This is a genomic window from Acidovorax sp. GW835-FHT14G06 (assembly GCF_058793595.1).
Map to the genome: position 1 here is coordinate 1 of NZ_JBXAGA010000007.1, position 14,662 is coordinate 14,662.

The 14,662-nt window shown below is 61.1% G+C and carries 8 protein-coding genes, 1 pseudogene and 1 other annotated feature; of the genes and pseudogenes, 4 read left to right on the top strand and 5 right to left on the bottom strand.

Annotated elements, in window-relative coordinates; translation table 11 throughout:
* From AC1Q64_RS13425 to cysC, 3 genes are all read right to left on the bottom strand, one after another.
* The coding region (locus AC1Q64_RS13425) for a DUF4347 domain-containing protein (protein ID WP_492251661.1) at positions 1–5,747 on the bottom strand (5,747 nt) is incomplete at its 3' end.
* Complete coding sequence (locus AC1Q64_RS13430; RefSeq protein WP_492251662.1) at positions 5,744–6,601, bottom strand: sulfotransferase family protein; 858 nt, start codon at positions 6,599–6,601, stop codon at positions 5,744–5,746. The genes AC1Q64_RS13430 and AC1Q64_RS13425, both read right to left, overlap by 4 nt.
* Before the next feature lie 32 nt (positions 6,602–6,633).
* Positions 6,634–7,212, bottom strand: a complete 579-nt coding sequence (gene cysC, locus AC1Q64_RS13435) for an adenylyl-sulfate kinase (RefSeq protein WP_492251663.1) — start codon at positions 7,210–7,212, stop codon at positions 6,634–6,636.
* A gap of 387 nt (positions 7,213–7,599) precedes the next feature.
* Here cysC and AC1Q64_RS13440 point away from each other — a divergent pair.
* A protein-coding gene (locus AC1Q64_RS13440; RefSeq protein ID WP_492251664.1) for an IS3 family transposase occupies positions 7,600–8,831 on the top strand; the annotation gives its coding sequence in 2 pieces (ribosomal slippage) (positions 7,600–7,891 and positions 7,891–8,831; 1,233 coding nt in all).
* Positions 7,878–7,994 (top strand) — a sequence feature (AL1L pseudoknot). It overlaps the preceding gene by 117 nt.
* A gap of 37 nt (positions 8,832–8,868) precedes the next feature.
* Here AC1Q64_RS13440 and AC1Q64_RS13445 read toward each other — a convergent pair.
* Positions 8,869–9,111 (bottom strand): annotated as a pseudogene (locus AC1Q64_RS13445) (integrase); the annotation flags it as partial.
* 494 nt (positions 9,112–9,605) lie between these two features.
* Complete coding sequence (locus AC1Q64_RS13450; RefSeq protein WP_291438252.1) at positions 9,606–10,568, bottom strand: LysR substrate-binding domain-containing protein; 963 nt, start codon at positions 10,566–10,568, stop codon at positions 9,606–9,608.
* Positions 10,569–10,661: 93 nt separating this feature from the next.
* On the opposite strand from AC1Q64_RS13450, the gene dsdA reads away from it, so the two are divergent.
* From dsdA to AC1Q64_RS13465, 3 genes are read left to right on the top strand one after another with little or no spacing between them, the layout of a single operon-like run.
* Positions 10,662–12,026: a D-serine ammonia-lyase gene (gene dsdA / locus AC1Q64_RS13455; RefSeq protein ID WP_492251665.1), complete on the top strand. Its 1,365-nt coding sequence runs from the start codon at positions 10,662–10,664 to the stop codon at positions 12,024–12,026.
* Between the two features lie 41 nt (positions 12,027–12,067).
* On the top strand, positions 12,068–13,054 hold the full coding sequence (locus AC1Q64_RS13460; RefSeq protein ID WP_492251666.1) for a Bug family tripartite tricarboxylate transporter substrate binding protein: 987 nt from the start codon (positions 12,068–12,070) through the stop codon (positions 13,052–13,054).
* A gap of 34 nt (positions 13,055–13,088) precedes the next feature.
* On the top strand, positions 13,089–14,651 hold the full coding sequence (locus tag AC1Q64_RS13465; RefSeq protein ID WP_492251667.1) for an amidase: 1,563 nt from the start codon (positions 13,089–13,091) through the stop codon (positions 14,649–14,651).
* Positions 14,652–14,662: the final 11 nt, after the last annotated feature.

A 14,662-nucleotide genomic window follows, 5' to 3' on the forward strand; every position in this document is an offset into this window, starting at 1 on the left:
ACTTCGGCAAACCCTACCGGCGTCGTCAAGGTCAAAGTCACAGTTTTGGCGGAGCCGTTCACGGCCACGCCAGTCACGGCATTGGCAACACCTCCTGAGATCACCGAGAAGGCACCAGTGCCCGCCACGTTGACGGCATCCAGGTCGCTGGCGTCGGTGTAGGTCAGCACCAGGCTGGCGCCGTTGGCGCTGGCTGAAGCGAATACGGGGGCGTTCGGGTCGTTTCCAGCAACAGTGACGCCATTGCCTGCGAGGTCGGCGATCACCACGGCAGGATCGGCGCCTGCTGCCCAGTCTTCGGCGAAGGCCAGGTTGTAGGTGGTCCCCCCCAGAGAGGCTGTGCCGTCTTTGTTGAACAGCAGGGCGACTGCTGCCTTGTCGGTCGCCGACAGGGTCAAGGTGAAGCTGGTGGCCGAGGTGATATCGACGTTGCCGGTATCGGTCAAGACATAGGTCACGCCCCCCTGGCCCAGCAAGGTGAGCTTGTTGGCAATGATGTCGTTCAGGGCTCCTGCCGCGGAGGTGAGTCCTGTGCCGGTCACGACCAGCACGCCAGTGCCTACGTTGTAGGTGGCGCTGGTGACGGTGGGAACTGCAACGTTGCTGACCGTAACACCGTTGCCGGTGAGGTCGGCGATGACCACCGCCGCGTCGGCTCCCGCGTTCCAGTCTTCGGCTGCAATGAGGTTGTAGGTATTGGCACTGGTTGAGCTGGTGCCGTTCTTGTTCATGAGGAGGTTGACGCCCAGTCTGTCCGCCCCGCTCAGGCTCAGGGTGAAACTGGTGGCGGAGGTGATCTCCACATTGGCTGTGGTGGTCAGTGCGTAGCTGGCTCCACCTTCGCCTTGCAGGCTGAATTTGTTGGCAACGATGTCGTTGACGGCCCCCGCCCGGCTGGAGAACCCGGTGCCGGTGACGACGAGCGCTCCGGTGCTGGCGTCGTAGGTGGCGGATGTGATGGCGGGTACTGCGACGTTGCTGACGGTCAGCGCGTTGGTGGCGTCGGCAATGTTGCCTCCTGTGACCACGCTGTTCCAGTCGTCTGCAGCGGCCAGGTTATAGGTACTGCCGCTTGTGGAGCTGGTGCCGCTCTTGTTGAGCAGGGCTTCTACGGCGGCGATATCTGCACCCGAGAGGGTGACGCTGAAGCTGGTGGCCGAGGTCACTTCCGCGTTGCCTGTGGTGCTCAGGGTGCGGGTGGCACCACCCTCGCCAGCAATCGTCAGTGCGCTGACGGCGATGTCGTTGGTGGCACCGATGGTCTTGACCAGGCCGGTGCCGGTGACGGTCAGCACGTGGGTGCTGGCATCGTAGGTGGCCGATGTGATCGTCGGGGCAGTGACGTTCGATACCGTTACACCGTTGCCGGTCAGGTCGGCACCCGATGTTGTGGTCGCATTCCAGCTGGCTGCGGCCGCCAGGTTGAAGGTGGTGGTGTCCACCGCCGACGTACCGTTTTTGTTCAGGATCCCGTTGATGGCCAGTTGGTCTGCCGCGTTGAGCGTGACCGAGAAGGCCGTGCCGCTGCTGGCCGTGACGTTGGCACTGGTGAGGGTGTAGCTGCCTCCCTGGCCTGTCAGGCTCAGCTTGCTCACGTCGATGGTGTCGCCACCAACGATATTCAGTGCCGACACGGTCAGGGTGCCTGTGCTGGCGTCGTAGCTGGCCGACTGGATGTTCGGTGCGGCGTTGCTGACAGTGATGCCGTTGCCCGTAAGGTCGGCAATGTTGCCGCCTGTGATGACGCTGTTCCAGTCGTCTGCCGCAGCGATGTTGTAGGTGGTGGCGCTGGCTGAGCTGGTGCCGTTTTTGTTGAGCAGGTTGCTCACGCCAGCGATGTCTGCCCCCGTCAGGGTGATGGAGAAGCTGGTGGCCGAGGTGACCTCCACATTGCCCGTGGTGGACAGGGCGTAGGTGACGCCGCCCTCGCCGGTGAGGGTGAGCTTGCTGACGGTGATGTCGTTGGTGGCTCCGATGGTCTTGACCAGGCCCGTGCCAGCTACCGTGAGCACGTTGGTGCTGCCGTCGAAGGTGGCGCTGGTGATGGTGGGAGCGGTGACGTTGGAGACGGTCACCGCATTGCCAGTCAGGTCCGCTCCCGAAGGTGTGGTGGCATTCCAGCTAGCTGCGGCCGCCAGGTTGAAGGTGGTGGTGTCCACCGCCGACGTACCGTTTTTGTTCAGGATCCCGTTGATGGCCAGTTGGTCTGCCGCGTTGAGCGTGACCGAGAAGGCCGTGCCGCTGCTGGCGGTGACGTTGGCGCTGGTGAGGGTGTAGCTGCCTCCCTGGCCTGTCAGGCTGAGCTTGCTCACGTCGATGGTGTCGCCGCCTACGAGATTGACTGCAGTGACGGAGAGGATTCCGGTAGACGCGTCGTAGGTGGAGGAAAGGATGCTGGGCGCAGCGTTGCTGACGGTGATGCCATTACCCGTGAGGTCGGCAATGTTGCCACCCGTCACCACGCTGTTCCAGTCATCGGCGGCAGCGATGTTGTACGTGGTGGTGCTGACAGCAGAAGTGCCGTTCTTGTTCAAAAGGGTATCAACCGCAGCAATATCGGCGCCAGCCAGGGTAAAGGTGAAGCTGGTGGCCGAGGTGACTTCCACATTGCCCGTGGTGGACAGCACGCGTGTTGCACCGCCTTCGCCGGTGATCGTCAATGCGGAGATCGTGATGTCATTCGTTGCACCGATGGTCTTGACCAAGTTGGTGCCGGTGACGGTGAAGACGTGGGTGCTGCCGTCGTAAGTCGCTGAGGTAATCGTTGGTGCAGTGACGTTCGAGACCGTGACCCCATTGCCGGTTAGGTCTGCAGTTGTGTTGACGGTGGTGTCCCAGCCCGCTGCAGCTGCCAGGTTGAAGGTGGTGGTGTCTACCGCCGTCGTGCCGTTTCTGTTCAGAACGCCGTTGATGGCCAGCTGGTCGGCTGCGTTCAGGGTGACCGAGAAGGCCGTCGCGCTGGAAGCCGTGACGTTGGTTGACGTCAGGGTGTAGGAACCAGCCTGACCAGTAATGGACAGTTTGGAGACATCAATGGTGTCACCATTTGCCAGATTTGTGCCCGTAACCGACAAGATGCCTATGCTGGCATCATAGGTCGCCGAGGTGATGGCTGGTGACACCACATTCGAAACCGTGATCCCATTGCCCGCGGTATCGGCAATATTCAGCGCAGCGTCTGCGCCATTGGCCCAGTTGTCTGCTGCAGCGAGGTTGTAGGTCGTGCCACCTGCCGATTGCGTACCATTGTTGTTTAAAAGGGTACGCAGTCCAGCTCTATCGGTAGCCGACAGCACGAGCGTAAAGCTGGTGTCTGAGCTGATTTCTACATTAGCCGTATCGGTCAATGTGTAGGTGCTGCCACCTTGGCCGGTCAGCGTATATGTATTGGCGATAACATCGTTGGTAGAACCCGCGCGGTGGGTAAGGCCTGTACCGGTCACTACCAGTGTGCCCGTACTGGCGTCATAGGTGGCGGATGTGACGGTAGGTACTGCCACCGTTGCGGTGATTCCGTTGCCCGTGAGGTCGGCATCAACGACTGCAGCATCAGCCCCTGCTGTCCAGTTTTCTGCAGCGGCCAGGTTATAGGTGGTGCCACCGGTGGAGCTGCTGCCGTTCTTGTTGATGATCTGGTTGATGCCCGACTTGTCGGTAGCACTCAGGACGAGCGTAAATTGTGTATTGCTGGTACCCGTGATGTCGACATTGCTGGTGTCGGTCAAGGTATAGGTGCTGCCGCCTTCACCCGTCAGCGTGAATTTATTGGCAACAATGTCGTTGTTTGCACCAGTGAGCTGCAGGAAACCCGTGCCGGTGACAACCAGTGTTCCAGTAGCGGAGTCGTAGGTTGCTGACGTAATGGTTGGTACCGGTACATTCGACACCGTCAGCGGGTTGGTGGCGTCAGAAGTGTCGCCATTCGTGATGCTGCTGTTCCAGTCGTCGAATGCAATCACGTTGTAGGTTGATCCACTGGTCGAAGTCGTGCCGTTTTTATTGAGCAAACTATCAACAATAATCCTGTCATTGCCACTCAACTGAACAGAAAAAGTGGTGGCATCGGTAATCTCAACATTGCTGGAAATGACAAGTGTGCGTCCTGCCCCTCCTTCGCCAACGATGCGGATTTTGTTTACAGAAATATCATTGGTAGCGCCAATTGTCCTGACCAGACCTGTGCCTGTGACAGACAAGATACCTGTAGTAGCGTCATAAGAAGCAGCGGTGATCGTCGGTGCTGTGACATTGGAAACAGTGACGCCGTTACCAGTTAAATCCGCAGATGCCGAAGCCGTAACGTCCCAGTTTGCGGCGGCTGCCAGGTTGAACGTTGTTGCCCCAGTGGCAGAAGTGGTTCCGTTATTGTTGAGTACGCCGTTGACCGCAATTTTGTCGGCGGCACTGAGCGTGACGCTGAAGGCCGTGCCACTGCTGGCGGTAACGTTGGCTGACGTTAAGGTATAAGTCCCGCCCTGGCCGGTGAGCGAGAGTTTCGATACGTCAATCGTGCCACCGTTGGTGATATTGGCACCTGTTACCGACAGAACGCCAGTTGACGCGTCATATGTGGCGCTGGTGATAGAGCCTGACGGAGGCTTAATATTGGCCAGAACAACGTTGTCCAGTCCCATGTATTTGACAATGTTGCCATTGCTAGTGGCTGTCATGACGATCTTAGTAACCCCGGTCATGCCCGTAAAGGTCAATGTATTTTCAGTACCGCCAGGGCCACTAACGGTTTTGGTGTTGGTTGCAACCAGGTTATTTCCGGCGTCGTATCCTCTGAAGACCAAGTTCTGGTCTACAGCCTGCCGTACGAGCCCAAACGATGTTGCATCGAACCGCTGGCCGCCCTGAAAAGAAAAGACAACAGATGTCTCGGTGCCGGCGTCGTTGAAATCAATATTGATATAGCCCGCCCCCGGGTCCTTGGAAATGTCCCTTACCGTGCCATCGATTTTGAATAGGTAGGATGCATTGTTGTTGACTTTATATACAACATCGCTGGCGGCGCCCAACGTGTAGTCGCCAGTATTGCTGAAGTTGCCAACCGTATCGAAATTGAGTGTGGCGCTCGCAATGTTCAGCACGCTCGTATACAGTTCCGTCAGCGCCGGGCTGCCGACCGACGGCGTCTCAATACTGCCAGCCTTGACCTCCAGGTCCCAGTCACCCTGCAGTTGGGCACTTCCCGTCAAATTATTGGAAGCCGCAACATCGGCCCCCGTGGCAATAGCCAATTGACTGATAAAAGCCTGCCCCGCACCCGCGCCGACATCGCAGCCATACAGCATGATGTCTGCACCCTTGTTCAGGCTCTGACCTATGGCCTGAAGCTGCGCGGTATGGGCAGACAGATTGTCCTGGTCAAGAAACAGCGTCCCCAGGTTGATCGAAGCTTCTTTGCCGTGCGAGATGATGTGCAGGGCATCGACGTTGCTGCGCCCAGCCAGTATGTCGGCCATCTGCTGGAGGCCGTCCTTGCCAGCGTCGAGCACATGCACTTCCTTGCCGGCGCCAATGCCTTGCAACAGTGCGTCGATGTCGCTGACATTGCCTTCAATGAAGACAATTTCTGTGCGCGCTGGCATGGCTGCATTCACGACGTTCGCACCCAGTAGCGGGTCGCTCACGATCTGCAGATGCGTCAAATCCGGTGCTGCCACAACGGAAGGCTGGACACGACTGCCCGCGCCGGACTGTATGGAAAAGTCAATCGATGGGTTGACAGAAACGGTGTTCATACGGTGGCTTCTTTCGTGTCAGGCTTGGGGGCAATAACATTGGCGGCGCTTCCGCTGGGGTCGCTCCAGAAAGTCATCTTGGAAAACTTTTCAAACAAGTCAGGCGGGATGATGGTGCGCCGCTCGGTAAATTCGACCTTGGGTCGCACCCGGTGTAGACCTGGCAAGCCCAGTTGTAGATCGAAATCTGGAGCGTCGTAGGCCAGTTGTTCGAAGTCGTGCGCAAATCTGGGCTCACCAATGAAGTCGTACAGCAGGCCTATGACTTTTTCTGGAGCCTGGGTCAGAAGGTCGTAATCAATGACCAGAATCGATTTGGCGTGTTCGCCATAAAACGCCTCGCGCAAGGCTGCCCAGGCAAAACCCACCAATTGGTCGTGTTGTGCAAGGCCTTCCAAACGCTGGTACACGGTGCTGCGCCCCATGTTGTTACCAAAGAGCTTGGTGTTTTCGTAGGGGTTGCTACGGTATTGCCGCTCAATGCTGTCCATCACCCAGGCCACATTGCGCGCGCAGGCAATGACTTTGGCGTCGGGGAACAAATCTAATAGCGTTGGCAGCTTGGCACACCACATGCGATTGGTGTCAAAAATGACGCTCTTGTCGCTGTCTTTCCGGTAGTAGGAGTCAAACAAGCCGGTCAGCAAGTCTTTCCTCTGTACGTTGTCAACCAGCGTGGCAAATTCGCTACCCGCGCTGACTTGGGAGAGGATTGAATTAACGAACGAACCTACCGGGCTGGACATACCGGCCTGAAAACGCGGGTTCTGGCGCAAAATCGCCGCCAGCAAAGTGGAGCCAGAACGCGGCAAGCCCGAGATGAAGTGGTATTGAGGGGACGTCGAGAGTGACATGAGAGGAGAAAAAAGTCGGGTTAATGGGGAACCTAGGCCAGGAGCAGTTGTCGCACAGCAGCTTGTATTTCGGTCTGGCTGGTGTCGATGCGCAGTGCGGGAGTTGTCGGGCACTCGTAGCCCGCTTGTATACCGGTCATCTGTGTCAGCTGATTGGCCCGCGCCCGTGCGTACAGGCCTTTGGGGTCGCGTTTTTCGCAGACTTCCAGAGGGGTGTTTATGTGGATTTCTTTGCAGCGTCCCACTCCTATGACAGCGTACGCTGCCTCGCGTGCCTGAATTGCAGGGGAGACCATGGCAACGATCGCATGTATGGCGTTGGCATTTAGCAATTGGGCCAGGTGTGCGGCACGGCGCACGTTCTCTGCACGACTCGCTTCGTCAAACGCGAGGTCATTGCACAGGCCCGTGCGCAGTTCATCGCCATCAATCACGCAGGCGGGTTCACCACGATCCCGCAAAGCGGCAGCCAAAGCCTGTGCCAAGGTGGTTTTTCCAGCGCCCGGCAGGCCCGTGAGCCACCAGGTGGTGGCCATCTGTTGTTTCATGAAGGTGCGTCGCCTTTGAACTGGTCCACCTACAACGCGAGCAGGATTCGCGTGGAGACTCAAACGGCAGGCAAAAGAGAATTAACAATTCGGAGACTGTGGTTTTACCGAATGTCTTCACCCTTGTCACTCTTTGTTTTTCAGCGCTGCGTACCCCCAGCGATGCATGCTGGCTGGGAAATGTATAGCGACGTCAAAAAACGACAAGCAGGTTTGCAAAATTAAAGTACGGCACGCCAAGTGCGTGGGGCAGAGTTCGGCCAGGAGCAGCCGGTGGGGTAAGGGGGCCCTTCAATCCCTCAAGCCTTCTGGCATCACACTCGGATGTTCAGCGTAGATTGGGTCAAGCAACTCATGCGACAGCTTGCCAACATGTATGCCGATCAAGCGCTTGAAGGACTGAATCGCCCCGGTTTTTGAGGAGGCTCAACACTCTGAGAGGATTGAGCTATGAAGAAGACGAACAAGTTCTCGCCTGAGGTGGGTGAGCGCGCGGTGAGGATGGTGCAGGAACAGCGCGGGGAATACCCATCGCTGTGGGCCGCCATCGAATCCATCGCCCCAAAGATTGGCTGTGTACCCCAGACCCTGAACGAATGGGTCAAACGTGCCGAAGTGGATGCAGGCACGCGAGAAGGTGTCACCACGGCCGAAGCCCAACGGGTCAAGGAACTGGAGCGCGAGGTCAAAGAGCTGCGCCGGGCCAACGAGATACTGAAGCTGGCCAGCGCGTTTTTCGCCCAGGCGGAGCTCGACCGCCGTCTGAAGTCCTGAAGGGCTTCATTGATCAGCATCGACAAGCCTACGGGGTCGAGCCGCTCTGCAAGGTTCTGCAGATCGCTCCGTCGGCGTATTGGCGCCACGCCGCGCTGGTGCGCGAGCCTCACAAGCGCTGCACCAGCGCCAAGCGCGACGAGGTGCTGATGCCGCAGATTCAACGCGTCTGGCAGGCCAACAAGCAGGTCTATGGTGCCGACAAAGTGTGGCGGCAACTGGCACGCGAAGGAGTGACCGTAGCCCGCTGCACGGTCGAACGATTGATGCGCAAGCTGGGCCTGCGCGGTGTGATGCGCGGCAAGGTCGTGCGCACCACCATCGGCGATGCCAAGACGCCATGCCCGCTGGACCGGGTCAATCGGCAGTTCCGCGCCGAGAGGCCCAACCAGCTGTGGGTCTGCGACTTCACCTATGTGTCGACCTGGCAGGGTTGGCTCTATGTGGCCTTCGTCATCGACGTGTTTGCCAGGCGCATCGTTGGCTGGCGGGTAAGCAGTTCGATGCGCACAGACTTTGTGCTCGATGCCTTGGAACAAGCCCTATATGCCCGTCAGCCCGAACGCGACGGCAGCTTGGTCTGTCACTCCGATAGAGGTTCGCAGTACGTCAGCATCAGGTACACGGAGCGGCTAGCCGAGGCAGGCATCGAGCCTTCGGTGGGCAGCAAGGGCGACAGTTACGACAACGCCCTGGCCGAGACCATCAATGGCCTGTACAAGGCCGAATTGATTCATCGCCGAGCTCCATGGAAAACCAAGGAAGCAGTTGAGTTCGCCACGCTCGAATGGGTATCGTGGTTCAACCACCATCGCCTGCTCGAACCCATTGGCTACATACAGCCTGCCGAGGCTGAGGCAAACTATTACCGGCAACTCGCCAGTCAGAACACCGAAGTGGTGGCCTGACTTAAACCAAACAGCCTCTTAGAAACCCGGGGCGATTCATTGCTCGTGAAGCGACTTGGTCCCCATGGCAAACATCGCGGACCTTCAGGGGGACTAGGTCGCATCCGCGTAGCTTGCTGTCGATTCCCAGATTGAAGAGCGCAAGCTCGCGCACCCGGTTCTCCATCTGAAGGCGCACTCGCAGCGCCCAGATATCTTTGGGCTTGAAGGGCGCCTTCTGACCAACGATCTTTCCCTTGTTCCAGGGCTCGCGATGAACGACGGCTATAGCGGATTCCATGAGGGTCTCCCATCGAGCGAGGGGACAAAGACCATGCGCCTTCTGGATGCCGTTGTCCACGAGTGACCACGCTAGCTGTGTCAGCTCTTGCGGTTCAGAAAAACGCCCGGTGATGTTCTTCAGTGTCAGCTCTCGGTCGCAGCAGTCGTTCAACGACTGCGTATTGAGCGACAGCAACCAGCCTGAAGCGGTCGTCCTTGTTGTCTCAAACATTGCCGCTGTGACTGTACGCGAGTGACCGGCTGTGGGCTACTGCCTCAGACTTTCGTAGTGAATGGGCGGACCGCGTCACAGGGTCAGTTGTCTCAGAATTCACTGGCAGTGAAGCCACGAATCGGTCAAAAACAATAGCTGCTAGCGCTTGCTCAATAAGCACCAGGGGCCAAAAACCCCGAATTTTTAACCGCAGTAGTCGCGTTGACCCATTCGGCATACCCCGACACCTCCCGGGTGCCTAGTGCGCCAGTTTCGCTGCGCTAATCTGACCTACTCAGCTACTTGGCACCCAGTGGCGGCGGTAGCACCTGCGCCCGCTCCCCACAAAACCGCAGCGCCTCATCCCCCAGCCAATCTCGCACCAGCTGCATCGCAGGGCTGGGGTGCGTCGTAGTCACAAACGAATACGCCGCGCGCGACAAAACGCTGCGCCCCAGCAGCGGCACCAGGCGTCCGGCCTTCACGTCCTGAAGCACCAGCGCCGCGCGACCCATGGCGATGCCTTGGCCTGCCAGCGCGGCCCCCAGGGCGAGTTGCGAAAGGTTGAACTGCTGGCCGCCTGTCCATGACGGCGGCGGGGCGCCCACTTGCGCAAACCAGTGTTGCCATTCTTCGTACGTGTCGGCGCCGTCCCAGGCGCTGCCGTCGTGCAGCAGCCAGTCACCTTGCAGGTCTTGCGGCTGGGTGACGGGCGGGTGGCGGGCCACGAACTCGGGGCTGGCCACGGGGATGAGCCATTCATCCAGGAACACGATGGCGGTCAGGTCGCGGTAGCCACCCAGGTCGAAGCGCAGGGCAGCCTCCACGCCTTCGCGCACCATGCGGGTGCGGTCCAGCGTGTGGAACTCGCCAAACACGCGCAGCCCGGTGTGAGGGTGCTGGCGGAAGAAGTCGCCCAACCGGGGGGTGAGCCAGCTCATGGCGAAGGACGGTGAGCAGCTCAGCGTGGCGGTGGCGGCCTCTGCGGGCTGTCGCATCTGGGCCAGGGTGCTTTCGATGGCGTCAAAGCTCTCGCGCAGTACCACGGCCAGCCATTTGCCCTCGGGCGTGGGCACCAGCGCGCGCGGGGTGCGCAGGAACAGCGGGCGGCGCAGCCAGTCTTCAAGCTGCTTGACCTGCTGGCTGACGGCGCCCTGGGTGATGCGTAGCTCGGCCGCTGCCTTGGTAAAGCTGCCGTGGCGGGCTGCTGCATCAAAACTGCGCAGCCAGGCGAGCAGAGAAGGGGAGAGGCGAATATCCATTATTAAAACTAATGCGGTGCTCAATATAAATGCGTTGTGACGGGTGCATGACCGGCGAAGAATGCGGGCAAGACTTTTCGAGACAAATGCGCCATGACGATTGCTGCCCCCCAAAACACTGCAGACTCCATGCTGACCATACGTCTGCGTAACGCCCAGCCCGCTTTGTGGAGCAATCCGGCCCGACAGGCACAGCCAGCCGCAGCGCTTTCAGCACTAGGGAGAACCATTAGTCTGGATGATACGCAGGCGGCTGTTGCCCGTCTTGCCCGTTTCGCCAGGTTGTTGGCAGACGTGTTTCCCGAGCTGGCCGCGACCGGTGGGGTGGTGGAGTCGCCTCTGCTGCCCGCAGACGCATTGCAACCCTCCCTGGGCTGGGCCGAGGGGCAGGGCCGCTTGTTCATCAAGGCCGACCACAGTCTGCCCGTGGCGGGGTCCATCAAGGCGCGCGGCGGCATGCACGAGGTGCTGGAGTTTGCCGAGGGGCTGGCGCTGCAGCATGGGCTGGTGTTGCCCGGCGACGACTACCGCGCGCTCGCCACACCAGAGGGGCGCGAGGTGCTGGGCCGCTACCAGGTGGCGGTGGGCTCAACCGGCAACCTGGGGATGAGCATTGGTGCGGTGGCATCTGCCCTGGGCTTCCAGGCCATGGTGCATATGTCGGCCGATGCGAAGGAGTGGAAGAAGGACCGCCTGCGCCAGCGCGGAGTGCAGGTGGTAGAGCACACGGGCGACTACGAACGCGCTGTGGCCGCAGGCCGTGCCGAGGCAGCCGGCAACCCCCTGTGCCACTTTGTGGACGACGAGCAATCGTTTTCGCTGCTGCTGGGCTACAGCGCAGCGGCACTGCATCTGCAACAGCAGCTGGCAGAGCAGGGCGTGGTGGTGGATGCAGAACACCCGCTCATCGTGTACCTGCCCTGTGGCGTGGGCGGCGCGCCTGCGGGCATCACCTTTGGCCTTCGGCAGGTGCTGGGGCCACATGTGCATTGTTTTTTTGCAGAGCCGGTGCAGTCGCCGTGCTTTTTGGTGCAGATGCTGGCGGACTCATCCCAAGGGGCAGGCGGTCACCCGTCGGTGTACGACTGGGGCCTGACCAACCGCACTGAGGCCGATGGCCTGGCAGTGCCGCGTGCGTCGCTGCTGGCCGCCGAGCTGATGCAGCCACTGCTGTCGGGCGTGTTCACTGTGACCGATGACACCTTGTTTGCGCAGCTGGTGCTGGTGCTGGATGCCCTGGGCGAGCGCATTGAGCCCTCGGCTGCGGCAGGCTTCAGCGGCCCGGCCATGTTGACCGGCACCACGGCCGGGCAGGCCTGGCTGCGCAACACGGGCATCGACGCGGTGCTGCACCAGGCCACGCACCTGGTGTGGACCACGGGTGGCCTGCTGGTGCCCGATGTGCAGTACCAGGGTTTTGTACAGCGCGGGCGGGCTGTGCTCGCAGCGCAGGCCTGATGGCCCGCCAGTTTCTTTTCACTTTGATCCGGAGCCATGTCATGAACCGCAAGCAACTGCTTTTGTCTGCTGTACTCTATGCCGCCCTGGGGGCCACTGCATGGGCTCCGGCCATGGCGCAGGAGGCCGCCTTCCCCACCAAGCCGATCACGCTGGTGATTCCGTTCCCGCCCGGTGGCGCCACCGATGTGCTGGGACGGCTGATTGGCAAGAAGCTGGGCGACAAGCTGGGCCAGAGCGTGGTGATCGACAACCGCGCGGGGGCGGGCACGGTGATCGGTGCGACGTCGGTGGCGCGGGCGGCGCCGGATGGCTACACGCTGCTCATGAGTTCGGGCACCACCTTCACCGTCAACCCCGCCGTGCGCGCCAAGCTGCCGTATGACCCGATCAAGAGCTTTGAGCCCATTGGCATCACGGGCCGCACGGGGTTGATTCTGCTGGCCAACAAGGATGTGCAGGCCAACGACCTGAAGCAGTTCGTGGCCCTGGTGAAGGCGGCGCCCGACAAGTATTCGTATGGCTCGTTCGGCACGGGCACCACCTCGCAGTTTGCGGGCGAGATGTTCTTCCACGCGGCGGGTCTCAAGATCCAGCATGTGCCCTACAAGGGCAGCGCGCCTGCGATGACCGACCTGCTCGGCGGGCAGATCCCGTTCACGGTGGACACCGTATCGGCCGCGCTGCCGCAGCTCAAGGACGGCAAGATCAAAGCCATTGCGGTGACCTCCGGCAAACGCTCGGCCCTGCTGCCCAAGGTGCCCACGTTGGCGGAGAGTGGCTACCCCGGCCTGGAGATGGACACCTGGCTGGCCATGGTGGCGCCGCGTGGCCTGCCACCGGCCGTGAAGTCGCGGCTGGAGCTGGCGCTGGCCCAGGTGGTGTCAGATCCCGAAACGCGTGACAAGATGATCGCCGTGGGGTTTGAGCCGTCCTATGCTTCGTCCAAGGTGTTGGCCGAGCTGATCGACAAGGAGCTGCCGCTGATGCGTGCCATTGCACAGCGTGCCGCCATCACCGCAGACTGAACCCGTGTGACCAGAACAAGGAGACAAGCCCGAGATGACCACAACAAGCCCCCAAGCCCTGGTTGAGCTGACCGCCAACGAACTGCGCCATCACATCGGCACGCGCGAGATTTCTCCTGTCGAACTGTTTGATGCCTGCATCGCCCGCATCGAGGCGGTGAACCCGCATGTGAATGCCGTCACGGCCACCTGTTACGACCGCGCCCGCACCGAGGCCAAAGCGGCCGAGCAAGCCGTGCTGCGCGGCGAACCACTGGGCCTGCTGCATGGCCTGCCCATGGGCGTGAAGGACCTGGAGGCCACGGCGGGCTTGCTGACCACCTATGGATCGCAGATCTACCGTGAGCACATTCCGGCCGAGGACAACGTGCTGGTGGCGCGCTTGCGCGCGGCGGGCGCCATCGTCACCGGCAAGACCAACATCCCCGAGATGGGGGCGGGCGCGAATTCGCGCAACACCGTGTGGGGCGCTACGGGCAATCCGTTCAACCCCAACCTGAACGCTGGGGGCTCGTCGGGCGGATCGGCCGCTGCGCTGGCGTGCGACATGCTGCCGGTGTGCACGGGGTCGGACACGGGCGGGTCGCTGCGCATCCCGGCGTCCATTTGTGGCGTGGTGGGCTTCCGGCCATCGCCCGGGGTGGTGCCCAGCTCGCGCAAGCTGCTGGGCTGGACGCCCATTTCGGTGGTGGGCCCCATGGGCCGCACGGTGGAAGAGGCCTGCCTGCAATTGGCAGCCACGGCGGGCATGTCGGCGGGCGACCCGCTGAGCTACCCGCTGGACCCGATGAGCTTCCTTCTACCCGAAGCCGTGGACCTGAGCCGCCTGCGCGTGGCTTATTCCGAGGACTTTGGTGCCTGCGCTGTGGACGACGGTATCCGCGCCGTGTTCCGCCGCAAGGTACGGGCCATGAAGCATCTGTTTGCGCGTTGCGACGCCATCGACATCGACCTGGGCGATGTGCACCGGTGCTTTGATGTGCTGCGCGCCGAGGCCTTTGTGGCCAGCACGCGCGAGGCCTACGAGCGCGACCCCGCCACCCTGGGCCCCAACACCCGCGCCAACTACGAAATGGGCGCCGCCATGACGCTGCTGGACAGCGCCTGGGCGCAGGCCGAGCAGACGCGCATTCTGGCGCGTTTCCAGAAGCTGTACGAGGACTACGATGTGATCCTCGCGCCCACCACGCCTGTGTCACCCTTTGCGTGGACGCAGCTTTTCGCCAGCCACATTAATGGCGAGCCACAGGCCAACTACTACCGCTGGCTGGCGCTGACCTATGTGACCACGCTCACCACCCACCCGGCGCTGAGCCTGCCATGCGGGCTGGACGACGCCGGGATGCCGTTTGGCCTGCAGATCGTTGGCCGGTTCCGTGCCGACCGCCACACGCTGGGCGTGGGGCATGCACTGGAGCAGGCGTTCAAGGGCATTGCAGGGCTGGCACGGCCCCGGCCTGACATCGCCAAGCTGATGCAAACGCAGGTCGAGCCTGCGCTGACATCCATCGTGACCATGGCACCCGACCCCCGCGATGCCCGCAGCCTGCCGCGCGACGACCGTGCGGCATCAGCCGCACAGGTGTCGGCCGTTTGAGCAGGAGGAGC